The organism is Streptomyces sp. NPDC050439 (assembly GCF_040655335.1).
In the GTDB taxonomy this organism is placed as follows: Bacteria; Actinomycetota; Actinomycetes; order Streptomycetales; family Streptomycetaceae; genus Streptomyces.
Genome location: NZ_JBFAJT010000001.1, coordinates 497178 through 521553, shown reverse-complemented (window position 1 = coordinate 521553; position 24376 = coordinate 497178). Strand labels below are relative to the sequence as shown.

General features: G+C 70.5%; 20 protein-coding genes. 10 read left to right on the top strand and 10 right to left on the bottom strand.

The window, feature by feature from the left end; all coding sequences use genetic code 11:
* Nucleotides 1-51: 51 nt before the first annotated feature.
* The 3 genes from AB0I66_RS02450 to AB0I66_RS02440 form a co-directional block, all read right to left on the bottom strand.
* Nucleotides 52-1068 (bottom strand): LLM class flavin-dependent oxidoreductase, encoded by a 1017-nt coding sequence (locus tag AB0I66_RS02450; protein ID WP_363205807.1) that lies wholly within the window; start codon nucleotides 1066-1068, stop codon nucleotides 52-54.
* A 124-nt stretch (nucleotides 1069-1192) separates the two neighbouring features.
* Nucleotides 1193-4171, bottom strand: coding sequence for an FAD-linked oxidase C-terminal domain-containing protein (locus AB0I66_RS02445; protein ID WP_363205806.1), 2979 nt, complete (start codon nucleotides 4169-4171; stop codon nucleotides 1193-1195).
* Between the two features lie 52 nt (nucleotides 4172-4223).
* Nucleotides 4224-5390 carry an aminotransferase class V-fold PLP-dependent enzyme gene (locus AB0I66_RS02440; RefSeq protein WP_363205805.1) on the bottom strand — a complete coding sequence of 389 codons (1167 nt, stop codon included), beginning with the start codon at nucleotides 5388-5390 and terminating at the stop codon, nucleotides 4224-4226.
* 96 nt (nucleotides 5391-5486) lie between these two features.
* Here AB0I66_RS02440 and AB0I66_RS02435 point away from each other — a divergent pair, with 96 nt between their 5' ends.
* Nucleotides 5487-6290 (top strand): IclR family transcriptional regulator, encoded by an 804-nt coding sequence (locus tag AB0I66_RS02435; protein WP_363205804.1) that lies wholly within the window; start codon nucleotides 5487-5489, stop codon nucleotides 6288-6290.
* Between the two features lie 269 nt (nucleotides 6291-6559).
* Nucleotides 6560-7918, top strand: coding sequence for an SLC13 family permease (locus AB0I66_RS02430; protein ID WP_363205803.1), 1359 nt, complete (start codon nucleotides 6560-6562; stop codon nucleotides 7916-7918).
* A gap of 40 nt (nucleotides 7919-7958) precedes the next feature.
* Here AB0I66_RS02430 and AB0I66_RS02425 read toward each other — a convergent pair whose 3' ends face one another.
* Both AB0I66_RS02425 and AB0I66_RS02420 read right to left on the bottom strand, forming a co-directional pair.
* Complete coding sequence (locus AB0I66_RS02425) at nucleotides 7959-8723, bottom strand: DUF2071 domain-containing protein (RefSeq protein WP_363205802.1); 765 nt, start codon at nucleotides 8721-8723, stop codon at nucleotides 7959-7961.
* Between the two features lie 130 nt (nucleotides 8724-8853).
* The gene (locus AB0I66_RS02420) at nucleotides 8854-9252 is read right to left on the bottom strand and encodes a DUF5997 family protein (RefSeq protein WP_363205801.1); all 399 of its coding nucleotides are present in this window, start codon (nucleotides 9250-9252) and stop codon (nucleotides 8854-8856) included.
* 58 nt (nucleotides 9253-9310) lie between these two features.
* Between AB0I66_RS02420 and AB0I66_RS02415 the strand changes: the two genes are divergently transcribed.
* Nucleotides 9311-10123 carry a LysR substrate-binding domain-containing protein gene (locus tag AB0I66_RS02415; RefSeq protein ID WP_363205800.1) on the top strand — a complete coding sequence of 271 codons (813 nt, stop codon included), beginning with the start codon at nucleotides 9311-9313 and terminating at the stop codon, nucleotides 10121-10123.
* 34 nt (nucleotides 10124-10157) lie between these two features.
* On the opposite strand, the gene AB0I66_RS02410 is transcribed toward AB0I66_RS02415, so the two are convergent.
* Nucleotides 10158-11177, bottom strand: a complete 1020-nt coding sequence (locus tag AB0I66_RS02410) for a YdcF family protein (protein ID WP_363205799.1) — start codon at nucleotides 11175-11177, stop codon at nucleotides 10158-10160.
* A 114-nt stretch (nucleotides 11178-11291) separates the two neighbouring features.
* On the opposite strand from AB0I66_RS02410, the gene AB0I66_RS02405 reads away from it, so the two are divergent.
* The 6 genes from AB0I66_RS02405 to AB0I66_RS02380 all read left to right on the top strand — a co-directional run bounded on the left by AB0I66_RS02405 (nucleotide 11292) and on the right by AB0I66_RS02380 (nucleotide 18799).
* Nucleotides 11292-11522, top strand: a complete 231-nt coding sequence (locus AB0I66_RS02405) for a hypothetical protein (protein WP_363205798.1) — start codon at nucleotides 11292-11294, stop codon at nucleotides 11520-11522.
* 485 nt (nucleotides 11523-12007) lie between these two features.
* Entirely contained in the window at nucleotides 12008-13096 is a 1089-nt protein-coding gene (locus AB0I66_RS02400; protein ID WP_363205797.1) for a DUF1996 domain-containing protein, read from the top strand.
* A 118-nt stretch (nucleotides 13097-13214) separates the two neighbouring features.
* Nucleotides 13215-14969 (top strand): discoidin domain-containing protein, encoded by a 1755-nt coding sequence (locus tag AB0I66_RS02395; RefSeq protein ID WP_363205796.1) that lies wholly within the window; start codon nucleotides 13215-13217, stop codon nucleotides 14967-14969.
* 12 nt (nucleotides 14970-14981) lie between these two features.
* Nucleotides 14982-17408 (top strand): glycoside hydrolase family 3 C-terminal domain-containing protein, encoded by a 2427-nt coding sequence (locus tag AB0I66_RS02390; RefSeq protein WP_363205795.1) that lies wholly within the window; start codon nucleotides 14982-14984, stop codon nucleotides 17406-17408.
* A gap of 73 nt (nucleotides 17409-17481) precedes the next feature.
* Nucleotides 17482-18522 (top strand): LacI family DNA-binding transcriptional regulator, encoded by a 1041-nt coding sequence (locus AB0I66_RS02385; protein ID WP_363205794.1) that lies wholly within the window; start codon nucleotides 17482-17484, stop codon nucleotides 18520-18522.
* Nucleotides 18523-18610: 88 nt separating this feature from the next.
* Complete coding sequence (locus AB0I66_RS02380) at nucleotides 18611-18799, top strand: antitoxin (protein WP_363205793.1); 189 nt, start codon at nucleotides 18611-18613, stop codon at nucleotides 18797-18799.
* Nucleotides 18800-18926: 127 nt separating this feature from the next.
* On the opposite strand, the gene AB0I66_RS02375 is transcribed toward AB0I66_RS02380, so the two are convergent.
* Nucleotides 18927-19670, bottom strand: a complete 744-nt coding sequence (locus AB0I66_RS02375; RefSeq protein WP_363205792.1) for a metallophosphoesterase — start codon at nucleotides 19668-19670, stop codon at nucleotides 18927-18929.
* 91 nt (nucleotides 19671-19761) lie between these two features.
* On the opposite strand from AB0I66_RS02375, the gene AB0I66_RS02370 reads away from it, so the two are divergent.
* A complete protein-coding gene (locus tag AB0I66_RS02370; protein ID WP_363205791.1) occupies nucleotides 19762-20403 on the top strand; it encodes a CGNR zinc finger domain-containing protein in 642 nt (213 codons plus the stop codon).
* Here the strand turns inward: AB0I66_RS02370 and thpR are convergent.
* The 3 genes from thpR to AB0I66_RS02355 all read right to left on the bottom strand — a co-directional run bounded on the left by thpR (nucleotide 20355) and on the right by AB0I66_RS02355 (nucleotide 24306).
* Complete coding sequence (gene thpR, locus AB0I66_RS02365; RefSeq protein ID WP_363205790.1) at nucleotides 20355-20945, bottom strand: RNA 2',3'-cyclic phosphodiesterase; 591 nt, start codon at nucleotides 20943-20945, stop codon at nucleotides 20355-20357. The genes AB0I66_RS02370 and thpR overlap by 49 nt on opposite strands.
* Before the next feature lie 73 nt (nucleotides 20946-21018).
* Entirely contained in the window at nucleotides 21019-23184 is a 2166-nt protein-coding gene (locus AB0I66_RS02360; protein ID WP_363205789.1) for a hypothetical protein, read from the bottom strand.
* A 135-nt stretch (nucleotides 23185-23319) separates the two neighbouring features.
* Nucleotides 23320-24306, bottom strand: a complete 987-nt coding sequence (locus tag AB0I66_RS02355) for a hypothetical protein (RefSeq protein WP_363205788.1) — start codon at nucleotides 24304-24306, stop codon at nucleotides 23320-23322.
* Nucleotides 24307-24376 lie beyond the last annotated feature (70 nt).

Sequence of the window (24376 nt, the reverse complement as noted above, 5' to 3'; positions counted from 1 at the left end):
AAGCCCCCGGCCGCAGGCCGGCAACCACCGAGCGCCGTAGTCGCGATCCGACTACGGCGCTTGTCCGTCCTTGTCCTTGGCAGCTCCCTCTCCACGGGGCGCCGTACAGAGTTCACGTACCAAGGCGAACGACCGCACGCGATCGGCGAGGTCGTAGACGGGTGTGACCAGCATCAGTTCGTCGGCGCCGGTGTCCTGCGCGATCCGCGCGAGCCGGGAGCCCACCGATGCCGGTGTGCCATGGGCCTGCTGCGCGGCGAACGCGGCCAGCGCGTCCTCCTCCCGGGAGCTGAAGCGGTGGGCGACCGCGTCGGCCGGGCCGGGAAACGCCGTGTCGCTCTGCCCCTTGAGCAGACCTGCCTTCACGACGGACATGGGCAGGGCCAGCTCGTCGGCCCGCTCCTGGGTCTTGGCACACACCACCTCGACGCACACCAGCACGCGCGGCGCCTCGCACCAGGCGGAGGGACGGAACGCCGCGCGGTAGCGGCCGAGCGCCTCGACGGTGTTCTCGGGGCGGATGTGATGGGCGAACGCGATCGGCAGCCCCAGCTCGGCGGCGAGCGTCGCACCCGCCCGGCTCGACGCGAGCAGCCAGGGTTCGGGCAGCTCCCCGAAGTCGACCTCGGTGAGGAACTCCAGGATCGCCGACACGTCCCTGGCGTACTCCTCGTCCGTGGCAGGCCCGGCGCCTCGGCGCAGGGCGCGGGCCGTCCCCTCGTGGAAGGTGCCGGGGCCGCGCCCGATGCCCAGGTCGATGCGGCCGGGATGCAGGGCCGCGAGCGTGGCGAACTGCTCGGCCACCATGAGCGGCGCGTGGTTGGGGGCGAGGACACCGCCCGATCCGACCCGCAGCTCCGACGTCGCCGAGGCGATGTGTGCCGTCATGATCGCCGGCGGGAACGTGCCGATGGCGGGGGAGTGGTGGTGCTCGGCGAACCACAGCCGGTGGTAGCCGAGACGCTCGAGCTCCCGGGCCGCACCGTCGCAGCTGCGCAGTGCGTCCGAGGGCGAGGTGCCTGCCTCGACCATGGCGACTTCCAACGCGGAGAGCGGCAGATCGATCATGCGCTCAGCATAGGACCGGGTGGTGTGCACAGCCTCATCTTTTCCTCCCCCCGGCCCGTCGCCACGCCAAGGACGCGTGAGTGAACTCGGCCTGCGGCAGCGGAAGGTGAGGCCGTGCCCGTCCTCAAGCCGGCTCCACCACCTCCCACAGCAACTGCACCGGATGCCAGGCGTTCCGCTCGGTGCCGTGGAAGATCTGCTGACGGCAGGAGACCCCCGTGGCGACGATGACCGTGTCGTCGGCCTCCGCCTCGATCGCGGGGAACAGCCGGTCCTCGCCGACCGTCATCGACACCTCGTAGTGCTCGGACTCGAAGCCGAAGGACCCGGCCATCCCGCAGCACCCGGCGTCCAGTTCGGAGACCACCACCCCCGGGATACGGCTCAACAGGGCCATGGTCGCGGCCGTGCCCACCTCCGCCTTCTGGTGGCAGTGACCGTGGTAGAGCAGCTTGCGTCCGGCGAGCCATGAGTCGGCCCGCAGCCGCAGCCGCCCCTCGTCGACGGCCTCCACCAGCAGTTCCTCGACCTGCCGCACCCTTCCGGCGATGTCCTGGACGGCGGGGTCGTCCGGGAGCAGGGCCCGGTGTTCGTCGCGCAAGGTCATCAGACAGGACGGCTCGCAGCCCACGATCGGTGAGCCGGGCTCCGTCGACTGCCGCAAGGTGTGGGCGAGTTGACGCGCCTTGGTCTTCGCGTCGTCGACCAGGCCTTTGGAGAGGCTGGACCTGCCGCAGCAGCCGCCGCTTTCCAGGCCCACCTGCCACCCCGCCCGTTCGAGGAGCTCGATGGCCGCGCGGCCGATGCCGGGCTCGGTGTACGTGGTGAAGGAGTCGGCGAGGTAGGTGACCGTACCCTGCGTGACCGCATGCCCGGTGGGCGTACGGCGCCGAAACCAGCGCAGCAGGTTGCGGCGCACGAACACCGGCAGCGGCCGCTGGGGAGCGATGCCGACCAGGCGGTCCATGAGCCCGCGCAGCGGTGCGATGCGCCCCGGCAGGTTGGACAGCGGGGCCGTCGCCGAACCCAGGCGGTTCAGGAGCCGGATCGCTCCGAACAGGCGGCTGCGCAGCGGCACTCCGTGGATGTCGTGGTGGTGCGAGAGGGCCTCGCTCTTGAGGGTGGCCATGTCGACGCCCAGAGGGCACTCGCTCTTGCACGCCTTGCACATCAGGCACAGGTCGAGGATCTCGTGCAGCCGCTCGTCCCCGAGCGCGGCCTTCGGGTCGGGCTCGGAAAGGGCCTTGACCAGGGCTCCCGCCCGTCCGCGGGTGGAGTCCTCCTCCTTGCGCGTGGCCATGTACGAGGGACACATGGCACCGCTGCCGGACTTGCGGCACAGGCCGATGTTCATGCACCGGTCCGCCGCCGCGCGCATGCCGCCACCGCCGACGACCTCGAAGGACAGACGGGTGCGCAGGGGCTCGGCGGGCGGCAGGGCCGCGTCGCGCAGGTTCTCCGTCATCGGCGCCGCGTCCACGATCTTGCCCGGGTTGAGGATGCCGTCGGGGTCGAAGAGACGTTTGACCTGGCGCATCGCCTCGTACAGCTTGTCGCCGAAGATCTCCCGGTTGAACTCGCTGCGCGCCAGACCGTCGCCGTGCTCACTGGAGTTCACCCCGCCGTATTCGGCGACCAGGTCCTTGACCTCCTCCGCGACGGCACGCATGCGGCCGATGTCCGCCGGGTCGGCGAGGTCGAGGTACGGCCGGATGTGCAGACAGCCGACCGAGCAGTGGCCGTAGAAACCCGCCGTCATGCCGTGCCGGTCCAGGACGTCCTTGAACCTGCGGGTGTAGTCGGCCAGATGTGCCGGGTCGACCGCGGTGTCCTCGACGAAGGCGAGCGGTCGGCGGGTGCCCTCACTGGCCGCCATGAGCAGCCCGAGCCCCGCCTTGCGCACCTTGAGGAGCGATGACTGCTGGGCCGGGGTGACCGCGTGGAGCGTGTGATAGCCGTGCCCGTGCCGGGACCAGAGCGTGGTGAGCCGCCGCATCCGGTCCAGGAGTTCGCCCTCCTCGTCGCCGGTGAAGGACACGAAGAGCAGGGCCTCGGGCCGTCCTTCCAGGATGTCGCCGAGCGCCGCGTACTCGATCTTGCGCCGGGACAGGTCGAGGATCGTGCGGTCCATCAGCTCCACGGCGGCCGGATCGCAGGCCAGCGCGTCCTCCGTGCCCGCGATGGCTTCCGCCACCGAGGTGAAGTGGCCGACGGCGATCACCGTGCGGCGCGGCTTGGGCACCAGATCGACGAGGGCGCTGGTGGCGACGGCCAGCGTCCCCTCCGAGCCGACGACGAACTTCGCGAGGTCGAAGGGGACGTCCTCGCGGGCGAGCCGGTCCAGGCGGTAGCCGCAGGCGCGGCGCCAGTGTTCCGGGAATCCCTCGGCGATGGCCGCCGCGTTGGCCCGCACGATCTCGGGAAGTTCCCGGTAGAGGGCGCCTTCGAGCGTCGACTGCTGTGCCCGGTGGGCTCGTTCGGCCTCGGTGACCGGGCCGAGGGGGACGCGGCCGCCGTCCGAGAGCACCACGTCGAGTGCGCGGACGTGGTCGATGGTCATGCCGTAGCGCACTGATCCGCTGCCGGCCGAATTGTTGCCGATCATCCCGCCGATGGTGGCGCGGTTGCTGGTCGAGGTGTCGGGACCGAACATCAGCCCCCACGGGCTCGCCGCGCGATTGAGCTGGTCCTGTACGACGCCCGCCTCGACCAGGGCCGTGCGGCTGTCCGGGTCGAGCTCCACGACGCGGTTCATGTGCCGGGACAGGTCGAGCACCAGGCCGGGCCCGACGGTCTGGCCCGCCAGGCTGGTCCCCGCTCCCCGCGGCACGACGGGCACCCGGTGGGACGCGGCTGCCGCGACCGCCGCGGCGACGTCGTCGGCGTGCCGCGGGAAGACCACGCCCATCGGCGTGATGGCGTACATGCTCGCGTCCCGGGCGAACAGGTGCCGTGTGTAGTCGTCGAACCGGGCCTCTCCGTCGAGGTCCCTGACCAGGTCCCTCTGCAAGGCGTGGGCCCGCTCCCGGGCCTCGGCGTTTTCAGTGCTCTCGGCGTTCTCGGCGTTCTCGTGCGTGGGGCTTTCGCCCTCGGTGACGGTCATGCTCGGCAGCCTCCTCGGCGGGATGGGGAGTTCGGCGGGCGCGCGGCCGCCGTCACTCGGCGCGCAGGACGTCCAGGGCGGCGGTGAGGCCGTCGGGATCGACGCGTACGCCGGCCAGTTGCAGGCCCATCTGCACTCCGGCGAGGGTGCCCGCCAGCGTCAGGTCGTTGAGGTCGCCGAGGTGCCCGATGCGGAAGATCCGTCCGGCGAGCTTGCCGAGACCCGCGCCCAGGGACATGTCGAACCGTTCGAGGATGATCTCGCGCACCTTGTCGGCGTCCTGGCCGTCGGGCATGAGTACCGCGGTCAGCGAGGACGAGTGCTCGCGTTCGTCGGCGCAGAGCACCTCAAGTCCCCAGCCGCGTACGGCGGCACGGGTGGCGGCCGCATGGCGGTCGTGCCGGGCGAAGACGGCCTGCAGCCCGTCGGCGTGCAGCATCCGCAGCGCTTCGGCGAGGCCGTAGAGGAGGTTGGTGGCGGGGGTGTAGGGGAAGAAGCCGCGCCGGTTCGCCTCGATGATCGGCTGCCAGTCCCAGTAGGACGTGCGCAGGCGTGCGGTGCGGGACGCGGCCAGGGCCTTGTCGCTCACCGCGTTGAAGCCGAGCCCCGGCGGGAGCATCAGGCCTTTCTGGGACCCGGCGACGGTGACGTCCACGCCCCACTCGTCGTGTCGGTAGTCGATCGAACCCAGCGAGGAGATCGTGTCGACGAGCAACAGCGCCGGGTGTCCCGTCGCGTCCATCGCCCGCCTGATCTCGGGCACCCGGCTCGTCACGCCGGTCGACGTCTCGTTGTGCACCACGCAGACGGCCTTGATCGTATGGCCGCCGTCGGCCGCGAGGCGTTCGGCGACGGCCTCGGGGGACGCGCCGTGGCGCCAGTCGCCGGGCAGGAAGTCGACGTCGAGACCGAGGCTGCCCGCCATCTGCTGCCAGAGCGTGGCGAAGTGGCCGGTCTCCACGTGCAGGACGCGGTCTCCGGCGCTGAGTGTGTTGACCAGGGCTGCCTCCCAGGCGCCGGTGCCGGAGCCGGGGAAGACCACGACGGGCCCGGTGGTGCCGAAGACCGGTTTCAGCGAGGCGAGCAACTCCGTGGTGAGCGCGGCGAAGTGTGGGCCCCTGTGGTCGATCGTCGGCGCCGACATGGCGCGCAGTACCTGGTCGGGGACGTTGGTGGGGCCTGGTATCTGCAGGAAGTGCCGCCCGGGTCGAGAGGTCACAGTGGCCAACTCCCTTGAAAAGCGTGCCGCATTGTGGCACGGTGTGTCGTAAGGTGGCACGGGGAGCGTAGGGCCGACCGGGTGGGGAGTCAACGGATGCAGAGCGTTCTCAACGCACTTCGCGTGCTGGAAGAGGTCGCGGCGCGGCAGCCGATCGGCGTGGCCGACCTGGCCAGGAGGCTGGAGCTGCCCAAGAGCTCGGCGCAGCGAGCCCTGCGCACACTGCACGAGGCGGGCTGGATCCGCCCGGCCGCGGGCGAGGTCACCCGCTGGGTGGTGACCACCAAGGCGTTGCAGGTCGGACGCCGTGCCACGGGGGAGCTGAGCCTGCGTGACGTCGCCCTGCCGATCATGGAAGAGCTGCGCCGGCGCATCGACGAGACGGTTCACCTGACCGTGCCGGACGGCGACAAGGTGGTCCTGATCGAGCGCCTGGAGACGTCCAAGCCGGTGCGGATCATCCTGGCGCTCGGCACCCAACTGCCCATCCACGCCTCCGCGAACGGCAAGGCGGTCCTGGCCGCGAGCCCGCAGGAAGTGATTGGCCGGCAACTGGACGCGGGGCTTGAGGGGTTCACCGACTCGACCATCACGGACAAGGAGCGACTGCTCGCCGAGCTCGCGCGGATCAGGGAGCGGGGGTACGCGACCAACGGCGGGGAGTGGCGCGACGACGTGTCCGCGGTGGCGGCGGCCGTGTGGGACGAGTCGGGGGTGCCGGTCGCCAGCATCAGCGTCAACATGCCGACGAGCCGGATGACTCAGGAGGCGAGCGCGGCGTACGGCGCGCAGGTGTGTGAGACGGCGCGGCAGGTCAGCGCGGCATTGGGGCATCCGCGACAGGGGGCGGCGGGTGGCGCCGCAGGCGGCTCCCAGGGTGGGCTCGCGGCGGGTCGCTAGCGGGTTCCGCGCAGCGAGGCGACGGCGTTCGCCGCGCGGAACGCATTCGGGCGTTCCCCTTGACGCCCTGGGAAGTGCGCTCCAATACTCCCCATTGCGAAAGCTCAATTCCGCCAGGCGGAATTAATCATCACCCCTGGGCTGCTTCGGTCCACGGGTGGACGTCCGTGCGCGCCCTCATCCGCCGCGCACCCCCCGGCGCCCCGCGCACCTTTCCCGTGCTCCGGCGCACCGCGACATGACCATCGGCCGACGGCAAGGGAGCCCTCGTGTCAGATCAAGTCATCTCCATCCTCGCTCTGGTCCTTGTCTTCGCCATCGCCACCTTCTCGGCCGTCCACCTGGGCGCCCTCGCACTCGTGGCCGCATTCGTCGTCGGCTCCACCGTGGCCGACGAGTCGACGGACGACCTCTTCTCCGGCTTCCCCGGTGATCTGTTCGTCGTCCTGGTCGGCGTCACTCTCCTGTTCGCCATAGCGAAGAACAACGGCACCGTGGACTGGCTCGTCAACGCGGCGGTGCGGGCCGTGCGCGGGCGGATCGCCCTCATCCCCTGGGTCATGTTCCTCGTCACCGCCCTGCTCACCGCGGTCGGCGCGGTCACCCCGGCGGCGGTCGGCATCGTGGCCCCCATCGGTCTCGGCTTCGCCGTCGCGTACGGAATCAACCCGGTCCTCATGGGCCTGCTCATCGCCAACGGAGCCAGTGCGGGCGGCTTCTCGCCGATCGGCGTGTTCGGCAGCATCACCAACAACGTGGTCGAGCGGAACGACCTGCCGGGCAACCCGGCTCTCCTGTTCACCGCCTCGTTCCTGTTCAACGTCGCACTGTGCGTCATCGTCTTCTTCACCTTCGGCGGCCGACAATTGCTCGGGCAACGAGTGGGGGCGTATAAGGGCGGCGGAGGGGGAAGCGCCGGCACCGAACGGCACCACGACGCACCACCGCCGGGCGGGTCCGGAGCCGAACCCCGCAGCGCTCTGGCCGTCGCCACGACCACAGCGCCCACGACGCCAGAAGAACCCCTCAGGCTCGACGGCCCGCGCGCCCTCACCCTCGCCGGTCTGCTCGGCCTGGTCGCCGGAGCGCTCTTCTTCGACCTCGACGTCGGCCTGATGGCACTCACCATCACCGTCGTCCTCTCCCTGGTCTCACCGAAGTCGGTCACCGGCGCCGTGGACCGGTGCGCGTGGTCGACCGTGCTCCTTGTCTGCGGCATCGTCACCTACGTGAGCCAGATGGAGCGCATGGGAACCATCGACTACCTGGGCGAACAGGTGGCCTCCATCCAGGCGCCCCTCGTCGGAGCCCTCCTGATCTGCCTCATCGGCGCCCTGGTCTCGGCCTTCGCCTCGACCACCGGAATGCTCGGCGCGCTGATTCCGCTGGCCGTGCCCTTCCTGCTCGCCGGCGAGGTGGGGGCCGTCGGGCTCATCACGGCACTGGCCATCTCCGCGTCCGTCGTGGACGCCTCGCCGTTCTCCACCAGCGGAGCCCTGGTGACCGCCAACACCCCTGCGGAACAACGCGACTTCGTCTTCCGCCGCCTGATGGCCTGGGGGCTCGGCATCAGCCTGATCGGACCCCTCGTCACCTGGGGTCTGTTCGTCGTGCCCGGCTCACTGTGACGGCGGAGCGGGACGGTGTCGTACGCCGTCGGGGCGTACGTCAGGGAGTCGGGATACCGCCGGGCCGGGCAGGACGCCCGAAACGGACCGGGACACCCGGCGAGTACAGCACGCTCACCGGGTCCCCGACCGGCCGCGGCAGCCCCGCCGCCGCGACCAGGTCCTCGTCGCACTCGATCAGGTCGGCCCGGTGCAGCGGCCACCGGGGATGCACGTTCGGCAGGAACATCTGCCGTCCGAAGAACGTGTTGTGCATGCCCCAGCGGGCCGTCAGGAAATGCTCGAAGTCGGTGGGCTCCTCGACCCGCTCGCCCACCCGGACCGCGATACGGCTGTGCGCGCCCCGCGGCCCCGGCCAGCGCCGCGCACTCGTGTACGTGACGGTGTCGCCGCTGTGCCGAATGCTCATCCGCGACCACTGGTACGGCAACCGGAAGGCGCCGCGCGCGACCGCCACCGGAATCAGGCGAGAGGCGTCGAGGGAGCGGAAGACGACGCCGCGGCGGCCATGGGCGTCCACCGAGTACAGGCGGACGTTGGTCTCGGGAAACGTTCCCAGGTACGGGATGCCCGGGAGCCGGAACCAGCCGACCCGGTGCATGCGGAACGCGACCAGACCCACATAGGTCACCCCGTCGTGGAGATCGGGAACCGTACCGGCTGGCAAAAGCGGCGCGACATCCGCGGGGTCCATGGCCCAGTGCACGAAGGCAAGGTCCAGCCACGACTGCGTGAGCAGCGGATTCTCGGCGGAGGAGGGCGGATCGGCGGTTATCGGTTCCGGCACTGCGGGGGTGAGGACCACACCATCAGCATCGCAGGGGCCCCGGACACCCCCGCCACGGGGTCGGACATCAGGGCGGGGAGCCGCGCGGCATGACGGAGCCCCCGGGCTGACCGCGTCAGGGTCCGGGGGCTACGAAGTCCGGGCGTGGTCAGGAACGCGACCGGCGCTCCTGCTCCGCGGCGTTCTTCTCCTTGATGCGTACCGTCTCCTTGCGGACCTCGGCCTGGGTGGCGCGCTCCTTCTGCAGCCACTCCGGGTTGTCGGTCTTGATCGCTTCGATCTGCTCCGTGGTGAGGGCCTCCGTGACCCCGCCACGCGCGAGACCGGCGATGGACACACCGAGCTTCGACGCGACGACCGGCCGGGGGTGCGGTCCGGTGCGCCGCAGCTCCTGGAGCCACTCGGGCGGCTCGGTCTGCAGGGCGGTCAGCTCGGTGCGCGAGACGACACCCTCCTGGAACTCGGCGGGGGTGGCCTCGAGGTACACACCCAGCTTCTTCGCCGCGGTCGCGGGCTTCATGGTCTGGGCGGTCTGGTGCGACGTCATGCTCCCCAGGGTATCGAGCGCGTGAGCTACCGCCGACCACGACCGGTAACCTGGCGGAGTGACGGACTCGCAGGTGACCCCTTCTTTCAGGCTCGCGTACGTCCCGGGGGTGACACCCACCAAGTGGGTGCGGATCTGGAACGAGCGGCTGCCCGACGTGCCGCTGACCCTCGTGGCCGTGGACCCGGGCGAGGCTTTCGAGCTGCTGCGCGGCGGCGGCGCCGACGCCGGTTTCGTACGTCTCCCCGTCGACCGTACGGACCTCAGTGCGATCCCCCTCTACACCGAGACGACGGTCGTGGTGATCCCCAAGGACCACGTGATCGCGGCGGTCGACGAAGTGACCGCCGAGGATCTGGCGGACGAGATCATCCTGCACCCCCTCGACGACACCCTCGGGTGGGAGAAGCTGCCCGGTCAGCCCGCGAACGAGCGCCCCGCGACGACGGCGGACGCCATCGAGCTGGTGGCGGCGGGCATCGGCGTCCTCGCCGTCCCCCAGTCGCTCGCCCGTCTGCACCACCGCAAGGACCTCACCTACCGGCCGCTCACCGAAGCCCCCGAGTCGCGGGTCGCGCTGTCCTGGCCCGAGGACGCCACCACGGACCTGGTGGAGGACTTCATCGGGATCGTGCGAGGGCGCACCGTCAACAGCTCCCGCGGCCGCTCCCAGTCTCCCGCCGCCACGTCGGCATCGGACCCGTCCAAGCGCAAGAGCCCCGACAAGGGGGCCGCCCGCCGGAAGCCGACCACGGGCAAGCCCGCGGCGAAGACGGGCAAGCCCGCCGGAAAGTCGGGCAAGAACGCGCGCGGCGGTTCCGGCGGCGCGCCGAAGGCCGCCAAGCGGGGCAAGCCCCGCCGTCGCTCGTAGCCCCGCTCGTAGCCCCCGGAAGGCGGCCGACGCGTCACCCGGAGCCGTTGCGCTGTGCCCACCAGGCGAGCACTCCGCCGAGTACGAGCAGCAGGCAGATCGCCGCGTTGGTCCGCTTGTAGGCGACGAGGACGGCGGCGAACTCGCGGATCGTCGCGGTGGGCCAGAAGTACGCGGCCGTGGGTGAGCCCACCACCTGGCCGTTGATCCCGGTCCGCCGGGCGGTGAGGGCGGCACGGAAGGCGTGGTAGTTGTTCGTGACGATGACGCACCGGTAGTCCGGCTTCGCCTTCTCCATGATCGCCTTGCTGAACCGCAGATTCTCCTCGGTCGTCGTCGAGCGGTCCTCCCGCTCGATCAGGGCGGCGGGGAAGCCGTGGTCGACCAGATCGTCGGCCATTGCGTGGGACTCCGGCAGATCCTCGTCCGGCCCCTGGCCCCCCGACGTGATCAGCACCGGCGCATCGCCCCGCTCGGCCAGGCGCGCGTGCACCGACTGTGCCCGCCTGAGGCGACTGGCCAGCAGGGGCGGCACGGTGGACCCACCGACGAGCCCCGAGCCGAGTACGACCACGAAGTCGGCCTTGCGGTGCACGCGCAGCCGCCCGTAGAGGAACGCGTAACCGACGAAGCAGAGGAACAGGAACGCGAGATAGGCGGCAAGGCCACCGGCCGCGGTTCCCACCCCGACCCACACCGGCGTCCGTACGACCACGGCCAGGACCACCAGCGCCACGACCGCCAGGATCGCCAACGCCGCCACCAGCGACAGCAGGTTGGTCGGACTCCTGCCCTCCTTGCGCACCATCTGCAGGCCGTTGGAGAACAGGAAGCACGTCAGCACGAGGATGCTCAGGGCGCCGAGGACCAGCAGGGCCCACGCCACGGCCTGACCCGACGCCGAGCCGGACCTGACCAGTTGGAACAGCCAGGCCGCGAGTGCGCAGAGCCCGGCGAGCCCCAGGATCACGGCATTGCTGAACTTCCTGCGCTCGCGCACCACGCGCACGCAGAAGACGAGGAAGAGGAGGGCCGCGGGGGCGTAGACCAACATCCGCACAGCGTAGGCTCCGTCAACCCCTGTCCTGGACCGGAACCGTGGACGTCCGCTGTAGTGATCTCGGGGGCCAGGCCGTGCCCTTATGAGCGTAGGGGAGTTGACCCCGGTATGAAGAAGCGAAGCGTACTGGCCGTTGCCTCTCTCGCCGCCGGGGCTGTCATCGCCGCGATCAGCCCGCCCCAGGGCGCGGACACCGCGGACGTGAGGGAACCCGCCCGCGCGTCGGGCACTCTGGATGTGATCGATGACGCCGCGCAGTGGGACAAGGACGCCCCGCCGCTGACCGGCGCCGGCTCTGGCGTGGTCGCCCCGGACATCTCCAGCACCCAGGGTCTCTGAAGCAGAACCAACGCGGGGCCGGGACGTACGCGTCCCGGCCCCGCCGCTCGTTGCCGGCCCGCGAAGAACGTCAGGAGAGCGCTCTCCCGAGTTGCATCCTCCTCGCCCCTGAATGACACGTCAACGCCGGCGCACCCACTCCTTGCCGCGCCCCGAGTGACGCCCTGTTGGCGCCGAAGCGGCTGAAGCTCGGCGCCGCCGGTGCCTCAAAACCCCCTGAACAGCGGGAAGTTACGTCGCCGGATCGGACACGGACGCGCGAGCAGGCGTCCTCGTACGGCAAATGCCCCTAGTCGGACCACAGTTGCGGGACTTCGGTGCTGCCCCCTCTCTTGACACGCTCGCGTCACGGTGGGAACACTCCGGGAGAGCGCTCTCCCAACCGGTTTCCGGGCAGGGTGCCAAGCCCCGGCGCCCGGGAGCGCACGGCCACGGCTCCCGGCAGGCCGGTCCCCACATCCCTCTCCACGTGGCAGGAGGTCTCCATGGCACGGAGATCGAGAACGATCTCAGGAGCGCTGATCGCGGGCGCCCTGATACTGAGCTCGCTCGGCTTCGGCGGCATCGCGGTGAGCGCCGACCACGCGTCCGAGTCCCGGACGTCGACGGCCGCGACCGAGCACGCGGGACACACCATGGCCGCGTCCACCCGTATGTCGGCGGAGGACGCCGACGAGGACGGGTACATCCCAGCGAAGCAGCCCGTGACCGGCGCCAAGTCATCGGCGGCGCAACCGCCGCACCGATATTTCCATGAGTTCCAGGCGCACTGTTCGGTCACGCATACCGCCCCCGATGACCCCATCGTCTATCCGGGGCAGCCCGGCAAGTCGCACGACCACACGTTCATGGGGAACACCACGACGAACGCGCACAGCACCACGGCGTCCCTGGACGCCGGTTCCACCAAGTGCCTCGCCCCGGGCGACAGGTCGGCGTACTGGATGCCCACCTTGTTCAACGGCGACCAGGAGGTGCGGCCCGTAGGGGACCAGACGATCTACTACAAGGCCGGGGTCACCGACTACACGAGTGTGCGGCCGTTCCCCAAGGGTCTGCGGTTCGTCGTCGGCAGTCCGATGCAGTCCGCGCAGGAATTCCGTGACCACCCCGGCTTCGTCGAAGGGTGGGAGTGCGGGGAGAGCTATTTCAACGTCGATTTCCCCGAGAACTGCCCCACGAGCCGGGACACTCAGCTCAACATCCGCTTCCAGGCGCCCAGTTGCTGGGACGGCAAGACGCTGGACGCTCCTGATCACCAGAGTCACATGTCCTACCCGGTGGTCAAGAACGGCACCAACGACAACGTCTGCCCGACGAGTCACCCCGTCGCCCTGCCGATGATCGAGTTCAAGATGGCGTTCCCCGTCAACGGGGACATGTCGAAGGTCCGCCTGGCGAGTGGGACAGGCCACTCCTTCCACTACGACTTCTTCAGCGCGTGGGACGACGCGACGTTGAAGGCCCTGGTGGACCACTGCATCGTCGGCGGGCTGCAGTGCGACCCGCGCGGCTACGACCAGACCCACCCCGAAGCGGGCGCGGCGCTCGACGAGAACTACGAGCTGCCGTGACCTCGGCCTGCGAAGGGCGGACTCCCTTCCGCCCTTCGCAGGCGCCGCACCTCATCTCGCACCTCATCTCCCGTCCCGTACCGCATCCTCCTCACCCCCCCTCGCCCAGGAGACCCCCATGCGTAGACCTGGTACCGCCCGCTCCCTCCGCGGCATCGTCGCGCCCGCCACCGCGGGCCTGCTCGTGACCGGCGCGCTCGCGCTCCCCGCCCAGCAGGCGCACGCGGCCGGCAGCGTCGTGAAGGTGACCGGCTCGCAAGGCAACTGGCAGCTCACCGTCGACGGCTCGCCCTACCAGGTCAAGGGCTTGACCTGGGGCCCGTCCGTCGCTGACGCGGACAAGTACATGCCCGATCTGCGGTCCATGGGCGTCAACACCATCCGGACCTGGGGCACCGACGCCTCCAGCAAGCCGCTGTTCGACTCCGCTGCCACCCATGGAGTCAAGGTCGTCGCGGGCTTCTGGCTGCAGCCCGGCGGCGGCCCGGGAAGCGGCGGCTGTGTCAACTATCTGACGGACACCGCGTACAAGAACCAGATGCTCGAGGAGTTCCCCAAGTGGGTCGGCACCTACAAGGATCACCCCGGCGTCCTGATGTGGAACGTGGGCAACGAGTCGGTGCTGGGCCTGCAGAACTGCTACGCCGGTGATGAGCTGGAGAAGCAGCGCAACGCGTACACCACCTTCGTCAACGACGTCGCCAAGAAGATCCACGCGGTGGACCCCGATCACCCCGTCACGTCCACCGACGCCTGGACCGGGGCCTGGCCGTACTACAAGAAGAACGCCCCCGACCTGGACCTGTACGCCGTCAACGCCTATGACGCCACGTGTGACATCAAGTCGGACTGGGAGCAGGGCGGTTACGACAAGCCCTACATAGTCACCGAGTCGGGGCCGGTCGGTGAGTGGGAGGTTCCCGACGACGCCAACGGGGTTCCCGAGGAGCCCACCGACCTGGCGAAGGCCGCCGGTTACACCAAGGCCTGGGACTGCGTCACCGGCCACCGGGGCGTTGCGCTCGGCGCCACCATGTTCCACTACGGAACGGAGTACGACTTCGGCGGCGTGTGGTTCAACCTGCTTCCCGCGGGCCAGAAGAGACTCTCGTACTACGCCGTGAAGAAGGCCTACAAGGGCAGCACGGCCGGTGACAACACCCCGCCGGTCATCACTGATCTGGCCGTCGACGGCGACGCGGGCAAGGTCGCGGCGGGCAGTCCGCTCACGCTCACGACGAAGGTCAGCGACCCCGACGGTGACGCGCTCTCCTACGAGGTGCTCGCCAACAGCATGTACGTGGACAAGAGCAAGGAGCTCACCCCGCTGGCCGCCACGGACCAGGGGCCGGGCCGCCTGAAGGTCACTGCCCCGGACAAGCCGGGCGTCTGGAAGATCTACGTCAAGGTCAGCGACGGCAAGGGCAACGTCGGCATCGAGACACGGTCCGTGCGCGTGGTGGTGCCGCCGGTCGACGGCACGAACATCGCCCAGGGCAAGCCCGCGACCGCCTCGTCCTTCCAGCCGGGCAGCGGCGACTGCCCCTGCACCGCGGCCAACGCGGTCGACGGCAAGCAGAACACGCGGTGGGCCAGCGACTGGAGCGATCCGCAGTGGCTCCAGGTCGACCTGGGCTCCACCACCTCCTTCAAGCACGTCCAGCTCAACTGGGAGACCTCGTACGCGAAGACGTACACGATCCAGACCTCGGACGACGGGCAGAACTGGCGGACCGTGCACGAGGTGCGGGGCGGCAACGGCGGTGTCGACGACTTCGACGTGAACGGTTCGGGCCGCTACGTGCGGATCAACGGAACGGAGCGAGGCACCGGATACGGCTACTCGCTCTACGAGTTCGGCATCTACAAGTGAGGTGACGGCTGAATGACGCGCGACGAACTGCTTCGGCTCGTGGGCAGGCTGGACCTTGAGCGCAAGGTGGGGCTGCTGACCGGAGCCACCGTGTGGCGCACCCGGGCCGAACCAGCGGTGGGGCTGCGGGAGATGGTCTTCTCGGACGGCCCCGCCGGGGTGCGGGGGGAGGAGTGGGACGAGCGTCGCTCGTCGTTGCTCCTGCCCTCCGCCTCCGCGCTGGGGGCGCTGTGGGACGAGCGGCTGGCCGGGGAACTCGGCGAACTGCTGGCCTTGGAGGCGCTGCGCAAGGGGGTGCACGCCGTCCTGGCGCCCACCTTGAACCTGCATCGCACGCCGCTTGGCGGGCGCCACTTCGAGTGCCTTTCCGAGGACCCGGAACTGGCCGCGCGGACCGGGGCCGCCCTGATCCGCGGCGTCCAGAGGCACGGGGTGGCCGCGACCGCCAAGCACTACGTGGCGAACGACTCGGAGACCGAGCGGCTCACCCTGGACGTACGGGTGGACGAGCGGACGTTGCGCGAGGTGTATCTGGCCCCGTTCGAAGCGGCCGTCCGAGCGGGCGTATGGCTCGTCATGAGCGCCTACAACGGCGTGAACGGCACGACGATGACCGCGAACGGACTGTTGGCCGATCCGCTGAAAGGAGAGTGGGGATTCGACGGGGCCGTCGTCTCCGACTGGGGCGCCGTACGTCTGACGGAGGAAAGCGCGGTGACGGGCCAGGACCTCGCGATGCCCGGTCCGGAAGGCCCGTGGGGCGCGGCACTGGTGGCGGCGGTCCGCAGCGGCGGCGTCTCGGAGCAGGCGATCGACGACAAGGTGCTGCGTCTGCTCACCCTGGCCGACCGCGTCGGCGCGCTCGGCGGCGGCCGCGGGCTCCCGCCGCGCGCCTGGCCCAGCGGCACGGCCCGCCGCCTGCTGCGCCGGGCCGTCGCGGCCGGCACCGTACTCCTGCGCAACGAGGACGTCCTGCCCCTGGACGCCTCCGCTCTGCGCAGCGTGGCGGTCATCGGGCGGCACGCCTCCGCGCCACGGCTCCAGGGAGAAGGCAGCGCCGGGGTCTTCCCCGCGGATGTCGTCACACCATTGGACGGGATACGGGCCCGGCTGCGGGGGCGGACCCGGCTCCTGCACGCGCCCGGACCGGACCTGGGCGGACAGCCCAGGCCGCTGGACGCCTCGCGCTGCGAGAACCCCCTCACCGGGGAGCCCGGAGTGCTGCTGCGGGTGCTGACCGCGGACGGGCGCGAGCTCTCCTCGGAACACCGCCTGTCCGGGCGGCAGTTGGAGCCTCCACTGGCGCCGGAGGCACACACCGTCGAGGTCAGCGCACTGCTGCTCACGGGCGAGGAAGGCAAGTGGACGTTCGGCGTGGGCGGTTACGGCCGGATGAGTCTGGTGGTGGACGGGCAGGGCCTGGTGGAAGGGGAGTTCGCCCGGGACACCGAGGACCCCGCGGTCATCCATCTCGACCCGCCACGCCGGCACGCCTCGGTATGGCTCCCCGCGGGCCATCGCGCGCAGGTCGTGGCCCGCAGGGAACTGGCTCCGGACACCGGTCGCGCGCTCGTCGTGACGGCCGCGGAACCCGAACCGGACCCCGAGCAGGCGCTGTCCGAAGCGGTGGAGGCCGCGCGGGCCGCGGACGTCGCCGTGGTCGTCGTCGGCACCACCGAGGGCAGTGAAGCGGAGGGGCACGATCGCACCTCGCTGACCCTTCCCGGCCGTCAGGACGAACTGGTCGCGGCGATCGCCGCCGTGAATCCGCGCACCGTGGTCGTGGTCAACTCGGGCGGACCCGTGGAACTGCCCTGGCGGGAGCAGGCCGGAGCGGTGCTCCTGTCGTGGTTCCCCGGACAGGAAGCGGGGGCCGGGCTCGCCGACGTCCTCTTCGGACGGGCCGAACCGGGCGGACGCCTGCCCACCACGTGGGGAGCCACGCTGGCGGACGCGCCGGTCCGCGAGACCCGGCCACGGGACGGCACGCTCGCCTACGCGGAAGGCCTGCACATCGGCTACCGGGCCTGGCTGCGGTCGGGCCGCGCACCTGCCTACTGGTTCGGTCACGGCCTGGGCTACACGACGTGGAGCTACGACCGCCTTCGGGCCGTGCGTACGCAGGAGGAGCCGGGAACAGCCCTGGCCGTCGAGGTGCGGTTGCGGAACAGCGGCCCGCGCCCGGGACGCGAAGTGGTGCAGGTCTACCTCGCGCGGCCGGACTCCGCCGTGGAACGCCCCGTCCGCTGGCTCGCGGGCTTCACGACGGTGCGGGCGGAGCCGGGGGAGACGGTGACGGCGTCGGTGGAGGTACCGGCCAGGATGCTGCGGCACTGGGACGTGGAAGAGCACCGGTGGCGGACCGAGGCGGGTGACTGGCAGGTCCTCGCGGGCCGCGACGCCGGAGATCTGCCCCTGACGGCGACGGTGCGCGGGTAGAGCCGCCGCCGTCGGCGAGCGAGCGCGGGAGAGCGCTCTATGACGCCCGATGGCGGGGCGTTAGTGTTCCCGGATGGACAGACAGATGCCGACGCTGGAGGACGTGGCGCGCGAAGCGGGGGTCTCCCGCGCCACCGTCTCCCGGGTGGTCAACGGCGTGCGCAATGTCGCCCCCGCCATCCAGGACGTGGTCCGAGCGGCCATCGAGCGTACGGGCTACGCGCCCAACCGGGCCGCGCGCTCGCTGGTGACCCAGCGCGCGGGCACCATCGCCCTGGTCGTCTCGGGCGCCGGAGACCATACGGACACGGCGCAGAACGCGTTCGCCGCGCGGGTGTTCGCCGACCCCTTCTTCGGCCGCGCCGTCAGTGGCGTGGTGGGGTTCCTGCGCCCGCGTGCCATGCATCCGGTGCTGATGTTCGCGGAGACGGAGGACTCCCGGCAGCAGGTTCTGACCTATCTGCGCCAGGGCAACGCGGACGGCGCCCTCGTCGTCTCGACGCATGCCCAGGACCCGCTGCCGGAGCTGCTCGCCGAGGCCGGGGTGCCCGCGGTGTTCTTCGCGCGCCCTTCGCTGCGGGCCCGCGTCACGTTCGTCGACTTCGCGCACCGGGACGGGGCGAGGCTGGCCGCCGAGCATCTGCTGGGCCGCGGCTGCCGGCGGGTGGCGACGGTCTCGGGCCCGCTGGACATTCCGGCGGGCCGCGAACGGCTCGCCGGGTTCCAGGACGGCATGGAGCGGGGCGGACAGCCCTACGTCCCCGTCGCCGAGGGCGGTTTCACCCTGGAGAGCGGGGCCGCGGCGATGCGCCGGCTGCTGGTCGAGCATCCGGATGTCGACGGGGTGTTCGCGGCGAACGACCTGATGGCGCAGGGCGTGTGCCAGGTCCTGCGGGAGCAGGGCAGACAGGCGCCCAAGGACGTGGCGGTGGTCGGCTTCGACGACTCCAGCGTGGCGGTCACCTGCACGCCCCCGCTGACCACGGTGCGCCAGCCGGTCGAGGAGATGGGCGCGGAGATGGCACGGCTGCTGCAGGAACAGATCGAGGGCGTACGGACCGACCCCACTTCGGTGATCTTCGAGCCGGAGCTCGTGGTGCGGGAGTCCGCCTAGCGGGGAGGGGCCCTGTGGGCCAGCGGATGCGGATCATGCCGCGCGATGTGAGCCTGGTTGTGGGGGCGACACAGAGAGGCGGCTGCCCATGTCAGTCATGGACAAGCTCAAGCAGATGCTCAAGGGGCACGAGGACCAGGCCGGGAAGGGCGTCGACAAGGCGGGTGACTTCGTCGACGACAAGACCCAGGGCAAGTACTCGAGCCAGGTCGACACGGCGCAGGAGAAGTTCAGGGACCAGCTCGGCAGGGACCAGGACCAGCCCCCGCAGTCGTAGGCACCACCGCAGTCATAGGCGCCACGCGATTGTCAGTGCCCGCCGATAGCCTGGGTTCTTCCATCCGCGCTGTGGCTGCAGCGCTGCCGCCCCGCCCCCGTGATGCGGGGGGCGGGGCACTCGGCTGTCATGGCAGCACGCGGTAGTGGGTGGTCAGGCGGCGGTCGTCGTCGAGGATGTGAAAGGCGAGGCCGGGGGGCTGTTCGCGGTCCGCGGGCTTGTCGCCTTCCCAGGGCAGGCGCAGTGTCCAGGTGATGGCGGGCCCGACGATCAGCGGGCGCGCGGCGAAGGTGCTCGCGGCCGCGGTGTGGGCGTGGCCGGTGAGGACGGCGGCCACGTGGGGGTGGGCTTCGAGCAGTGCGGCGAGTTGTCCGGGCTGTCGCAGGCAGTGGGCGTCGGGCAGGGGATGGTGGAGCGTGACCGGCGGCTGGTGGAAGGCGAGCAGCGCCGGGTTGTCGCGGGGGAGCGCGGTGAGGGTGGCGTCGATCCAGGCGAGTGTCTCCGCGTCCAAGAGCCCCTCGTCGCGCCCGGGAATGGTGGAGTCGCACATCAGGACGGCTGTGCCGGCGATGTGGTGGACCTGGTTGATGGGCCCTTCGTCGGGCGCAAGGCCCAGCAGCGCCTTGCGGTAGGCGGGGCGCGCGTCGTGGTTGCCGGGGCAGGTGAGGACGGGGAAGGGGGCGGCCAGGATCTGCGCCGCTTCCTCGTACTCGGCCTCGTCGCCGTGGTCGGCGATGTCGCCGGTGACCAGGAGGGCGTCGACGGGGTGGGGCAGGGCGCGCAGGTAGTCCATGACGTGCGTGGCGCGCCGGGTGGCCCGTTCACTGCCGTCCAGGTGCAGGTCACTGATGTGGGCAAGCAACGCCGTCATCGCTCTGTCTCCTCCATGCCTAACGGAAAATATAAATTAAACGTTAGGGACTGTAGAGTGTTCCGTGCGATGCGATCAAGGGAGGCGACCTGTGGAACGCTGGCCGGCACTGGAGTTGGCGAGCACGATCCGCCATGACGGGGACGGCGGAGTCGCCGACGACCTGGCCACGGTCGACGGACTCACCCGCTGGACGCATGCTCAGGAGGGCCTGCTGCCCGCCCATGTGAGGGCCGGGGACCTGACGGCGGACGAGGACCTCAGGCGGGCGGTCACCGAACTGCGGCAAGCCGTACGGGCGTTGTTCGCGCGGGCGGTGAGCCCCGAGCCGCCCAGCCCGGCCGACGCCCGCCACCTGATGCCCGCCGACCTGGCGCTGACTCACCTCAACGCGGTCGCCGCCGGGCAGTTGGTCGCCCCTCAGTTGGAGTGGCCCCACGAAGGGGCCCCCGCCGTACGGCTGCTGACAGAGCAGCAGGACCCGCGGGCCGATCTGCTGGCCGCCCTGGCCCGCGCCGCCATCGACTTCCTGAGCGGCCCGCAGCGCGAGCAGCTGCGTGCCTGTACGGCACCTCGGTGTGTGCGCTATTTCGTCAAGAGCCACGGCCGGCAGGAATGGTGCAAGGCCTCCTGCGGGAACCGGGCCCGCGCGGCGCGCCACTACCAGCGCCATCGCGCCGCGGGTCAGGCGCGCGGACCCTCCTCGAAGCTCCAGGCGCCGACATCACGGTAGTGAATGGGGCCCGGGCCGCGGCCGTAGTTGCTGGCGACCAGGTGCAGACGTTCGGCCTGCCAGAGGCGGCCGGTGAAATCGGCGAGCCCGGCAGCGGCTTCCACCGCGCACGACGGCGTGTCCCGACGGGCGCGGGCCAGGGTCAGATGGGGGCGGAAGGGCCGGCCCACATGAGGGGCGCCGCAGCCGTCCGCGACGGCGCGCACCTCGTCGGCGAGCAGGTGCAGTTCTTCGAGGTCTCCGTAGATCCCGCTCCACAGCACCCGCTCGTCGAAGTGCCCGCCACCACGCAGTGCCAGGTTCAGGGGCTTGCGGGTGGCGGCGAGGCGCTCGAGGGGCGTACACAAAAGCGGCACCACGGAGACGGGGACCTCGCCGAGGAACGCCAACGTGATGTGCCAGTCCTCGACGCGGTTCCACCGCATGCGCGGATGTGCCTGGTAGGCGGGGCCGAGGGCCCGTTCCAGTTCCTGCTTCGCGTCGTCGGGCGGGGCGAGAGCGATGAACACACGGACGGTCGCGGGCGGGTTCTGTTCGTTCACAGAGTCCTTCGTACCGCATCGAGGCGGTCCGGCGACCGGCGCCCCCGCCCGCGACCCGTGCCTCCGGGGCCGGTCAGGCGCCGGGCTCCGCGGTGATGCTCTGCCGTGTCTCCTCCGCCTGGCGGCGCACGGTGTCGACGACGTGTGGCCTGAACTTCGATTCGGCGTAGCTGACCAGATGGTCGAGCACACCGTTCGCCTGCTCGGTGTTGCCCTCCTTGGCGTGGGCCCGGGCCAGTCGGCGCATCACCATGTTCAGGGTGATGTCGTCGACGCCGTTGCCGTGCAGGGACGCCTCGACGACGGGTGACAGCAGACCGACGGCCTGCTCCGGGGCGGCGGGGCGCACGTTGAGGGCGCTCTTGTCCGGCGCCAGGTACTTGAAGTCCCGTTCCGCGTTGAGCCCTTCGACCATGCGGGCGTAGACGGCGAGCGGGTGCTTGTCGTAGTGCTGCACGACCTCCTGGAGGGCGTCGTTGCCGGCCTGGAGCGACGGCGAGTCGGATCCGCGCAGGGCGAGGAGCGTGCCCTGTTCCTCGCCCAGCATCAGCTCGCCGACCTGCTCGTCGGTCTCGTTGTAGGGGCTGCGGACCGTGGTGCGCAGCACCGGCGAGACGATGCGGGAACCGTCCGAGGCGATGTAAGCGGCACGCAGCAGGTAGGTGCCAGGCTGCTCGAAGTAGTGCCCGTCCTGGCCGTACCCCACGTAGGCGCTCGCGTAGAGGGGCGCGCCGTCCGCGGTGAGGTGGGCGGTGGCGTCCGCTTCGACGCACCGGCGCATCAGCGGCCGGTAGAGCAGCGTGCGGCCGGACGGCTGCCGGATCGCTATGTTGACCAAGTCGTAGTCCGGGTGCAGGAATTCATGCGTGTCCCGCCCGCGCAGATCGGTCGTGTCCAGCTTGAGCTCCACGACGACCGGTTCGCCGAACCCGAAGTGCTTTTTGCCGCGCAGTTCGAGCCGTAGCCCGGAGTCGTCCACCACGGGCTGGTCGAACAGGTCCGGGTCGATGTCGGCGGCGCCCCTGCCGAAGGCGTTGGCCCCCATGATCACGTCGCGGTAGAAGCCGTGCCGCAGATGCGTGATCTCGTTGGCGGTGAACTGGAAGGGGAACGCCCGCCAGTACGCCTCCGTGCCGGTCGGGGCGCCGTTGCCGGGATTGAAGTTCTGGGGGTAGTTCATCCACGACAGATCCCCGAAGCCGTTGTTCGGGCCGAGCGGCGCCGGGGGTGTGGCCAGGCCCTTCTGCCACGAGTGCAGCAGGTTGAAGGCATGGCCAAGTTCATGCACGTACGTACGCAACTGGGCGCGCACGGACTCGGGATCGGTGCCCTTGATGATGTCGTAGAAGACGGCGCAGCCCTGCCGCTGGAAGGTGTCGGCCGCGTCGAACATGATGCCGCGCACCCCCGCGTTGCCCTCGTAACGGCTGGCGACCAGCAGCCACACGCGCCACTGCGGCATGTTCCGCCACAGGCTGAAGTTGGTCTGCATCGCGGCGTGCAGCTCGGCGTTGTTCCAGCCGGCGGCGCTGTCGCCGAGGATGTTGGCCGCGCTGGAGACCAGCACGTCGATGCCCGCCTCGGTGTAGGCCCGCGGCACGGTCAGCTTGCGTGCCGGGCTGCCGGGCGGCCCGGGCAGCGTACCGGTGTCGTAGGACACGAAGGGCACCTTGCCGGCGACGGAGTCCTGCTCCCACTGGACGGTGCGGAAGTACGGTGACCTGAACGCGCAGGTGTAGGCCGCGCCCACCTGCCCGGACGTCCGCAGGAACTGCACGGTGGCGGGGGCCTGCTGCTGGCCGACCCGCCGGCGCGCGATGGTCACCCGTACGACCGGGTAACTGGTCGTCCCGGTGAAACGGCCCTGGCCGGTGATCACCACGCGGGTGGCCGTCCAGGTGACGGCCGGAGCGTGCACGACGAAGGAGCCCGCGTAACTGGTGGTGCCGCCACCGGAGGTGAAGAAGTCCCCGCTGACCTTCCGCAGCGTGCGGGGGCCGTCGACGTCGACCCGCAGCTCCAGGACCCGGGTGCCGACGCTGCGGTAGCTGCCCCGGACCAGGAGATACGCGGGTGTGGCGGCCTCAGAGGTGGCCTCAGGGCCGATCTCAGAGAGGGAGTCACCGGCGATGTCCTCCGACGGTTCGTCGACCGCTATGTCGGAGAGGTCGACGTCGTACAGTTCGGGCGTCACGGATTCCGTTGTCTCGGCTGTGGGGTCGCCAAAGGGTGTGGACATGGCGCTCACTCCTCCGACCTCTCGGGTGAGCTTTTGACGGATGGTTGAGGACGGCCCGGCCCGTTCGGCCGGACCGTTCACGGGGGAGGGCTTCAGCCCTCCGCAAATGGCCCGCTGCATTCCCCGCGAGCAGGGTCAGCGAATGACGAGCGCATTGTGCGTCTGGAACAGACCGCACCATTCGTTGTAGGGCCGTCGGTCGCACGTATACGGATTGGTGATCAGGCGACCGGAGTTGTCGGTGTTGCGGGCCGCGGTACCACCCGGCTTGTGGGCCCAGAGGCCGCCCGGGTGCAGGCGGTACCAGTGGTAGTCCCGGATGTTGCCGGGGAAAGTGCCGGTGACGAGCGCCACGACATAGCGCAGCGATCCCGGAGGCTGGCAGTTGCCCCAGATCCGCAGGCCGTCGCGCTGCGCCCCGGTGGAGACCTCGCCGCAGCGCACCGTGCGCGGAATGGTGTAGCCGTGCGCGCGGCCGGGCTGGGCGAAGGTGTTGGTGCGCCGGTTGACCGCGAAGTTGTAGCAGTTGTTGTGGGGCTGGGTGTCGGGCCGGTTCCAGAAGGCCGGGTTGAAGGGCGTCACGTCGTACGCGCAGGCCAGCGCGGCCCGGTGCACGAGGGTCTGTAACTGTTTCTCGACCTCCGCGGCGTCCGCCTCGGAGAAGCCGCCCGAATCGGTGGGCTCGATGGTGGTCGCGCCGCCCGCGCCCTCACGCGCCGTGCGCCGGATCTCCGCGCGGACCGACTCACGGAAGTCCTCGGGGTAGCTCTCCTCGATCACCTCAGTGTCGCCTTCGCCCTCGGCCGGTCGACGCTCGGCGCTGTCGCCGACGGGCATGGTCTCCAGCAGGCGCTCGGCGACGTCGGCTCCGGTGTACGGGTCGCGGTCCCCGCCTCCCGCGATCTTGAACACCGAGGGCAGGCCCCCGGTGTCCAGGTCGTCGGTGATCTCCACCCGGATTCCACGAAACCCGAGTCCGGAGAACCCGTCGGAAACGTCGGCCACCGCCTCTTGATGGTGTGCCATGAGCTGGATCAGCTCAAGCACCTGTTCCTGGTCCTGGATTTCCCACGAGGGATTGGCGCGCCCCGAGAAAATGTCCACAGTGATGCGCAGACCCATGATGTCCCCCCTTCGTTCCGGGCTCGACCGCACGGAACGCCCGGCCGCCCCTTTGGCAGAAGTTGCCGGG

Coding starts and splice junctions, on each gene's coding strand:
- AB0I66_RS02450 (WP_363205807.1), bottom strand. CDS start 1,068: ATGATCGATCTGCCGCTCTCCGCGTTGGAAGTCGCCATGGTCGAGGCA.
- AB0I66_RS02445 (WP_363205806.1), bottom strand. CDS start 4,171: ATGACCGTCACCGAGGGCGAAAGCCCCACGCACGAGAACGCCGAGAAC.
- AB0I66_RS02435 (WP_363205804.1), top strand. CDS start 5,487: ATGCAGAGCGTTCTCAACGCACTTCGCGTGCTGGAAGAGGTCGCGGCG.
- AB0I66_RS02420 (WP_363205801.1), bottom strand. CDS start 9,252: ATGACGTCGCACCAGACCGCCCAGACCATGAAGCCCGCGACCGCGGCG.
- AB0I66_RS02410 (WP_363205799.1), bottom strand. CDS start 11,177: ATGTTGGTCTACGCCCCCGCGGCCCTCCTCTTCCTCGTCTTCTGCGTG.
- AB0I66_RS02405 (WP_363205798.1), top strand. CDS start 11,292: ATGAAGAAGCGAAGCGTACTGGCCGTTGCCTCTCTCGCCGCCGGGGCT.
- AB0I66_RS02400 (WP_363205797.1), top strand. CDS start 12,008: ATGGCACGGAGATCGAGAACGATCTCAGGAGCGCTGATCGCGGGCGCC.
- AB0I66_RS02395 (WP_363205796.1), top strand. CDS start 13,215: ATGCGTAGACCTGGTACCGCCCGCTCCCTCCGCGGCATCGTCGCGCCC.
- AB0I66_RS02390 (WP_363205795.1), top strand. CDS start 14,982: ATGACGCGCGACGAACTGCTTCGGCTCGTGGGCAGGCTGGACCTTGAG.
- AB0I66_RS02385 (WP_363205794.1), top strand. CDS start 17,482: ATGGACAGACAGATGCCGACGCTGGAGGACGTGGCGCGCGAAGCGGGG.
- AB0I66_RS02380 (WP_363205793.1), top strand. CDS start 18,611: ATGTCAGTCATGGACAAGCTCAAGCAGATGCTCAAGGGGCACGAGGAC.
- AB0I66_RS02375 (WP_363205792.1), bottom strand. CDS start 19,670: ATGACGGCGTTGCTTGCCCACATCAGTGACCTGCACCTGGACGGCAGT.
- AB0I66_RS02360 (WP_363205789.1), bottom strand. CDS start 23,184: ATGTCCACACCCTTTGGCGACCCCACAGCCGAGACAACGGAATCCGTG.
- AB0I66_RS02355 (WP_363205788.1), bottom strand. CDS start 24,306: ATGGGTCTGCGCATCACTGTGGACATTTTCTCGGGGCGCGCCAATCCC.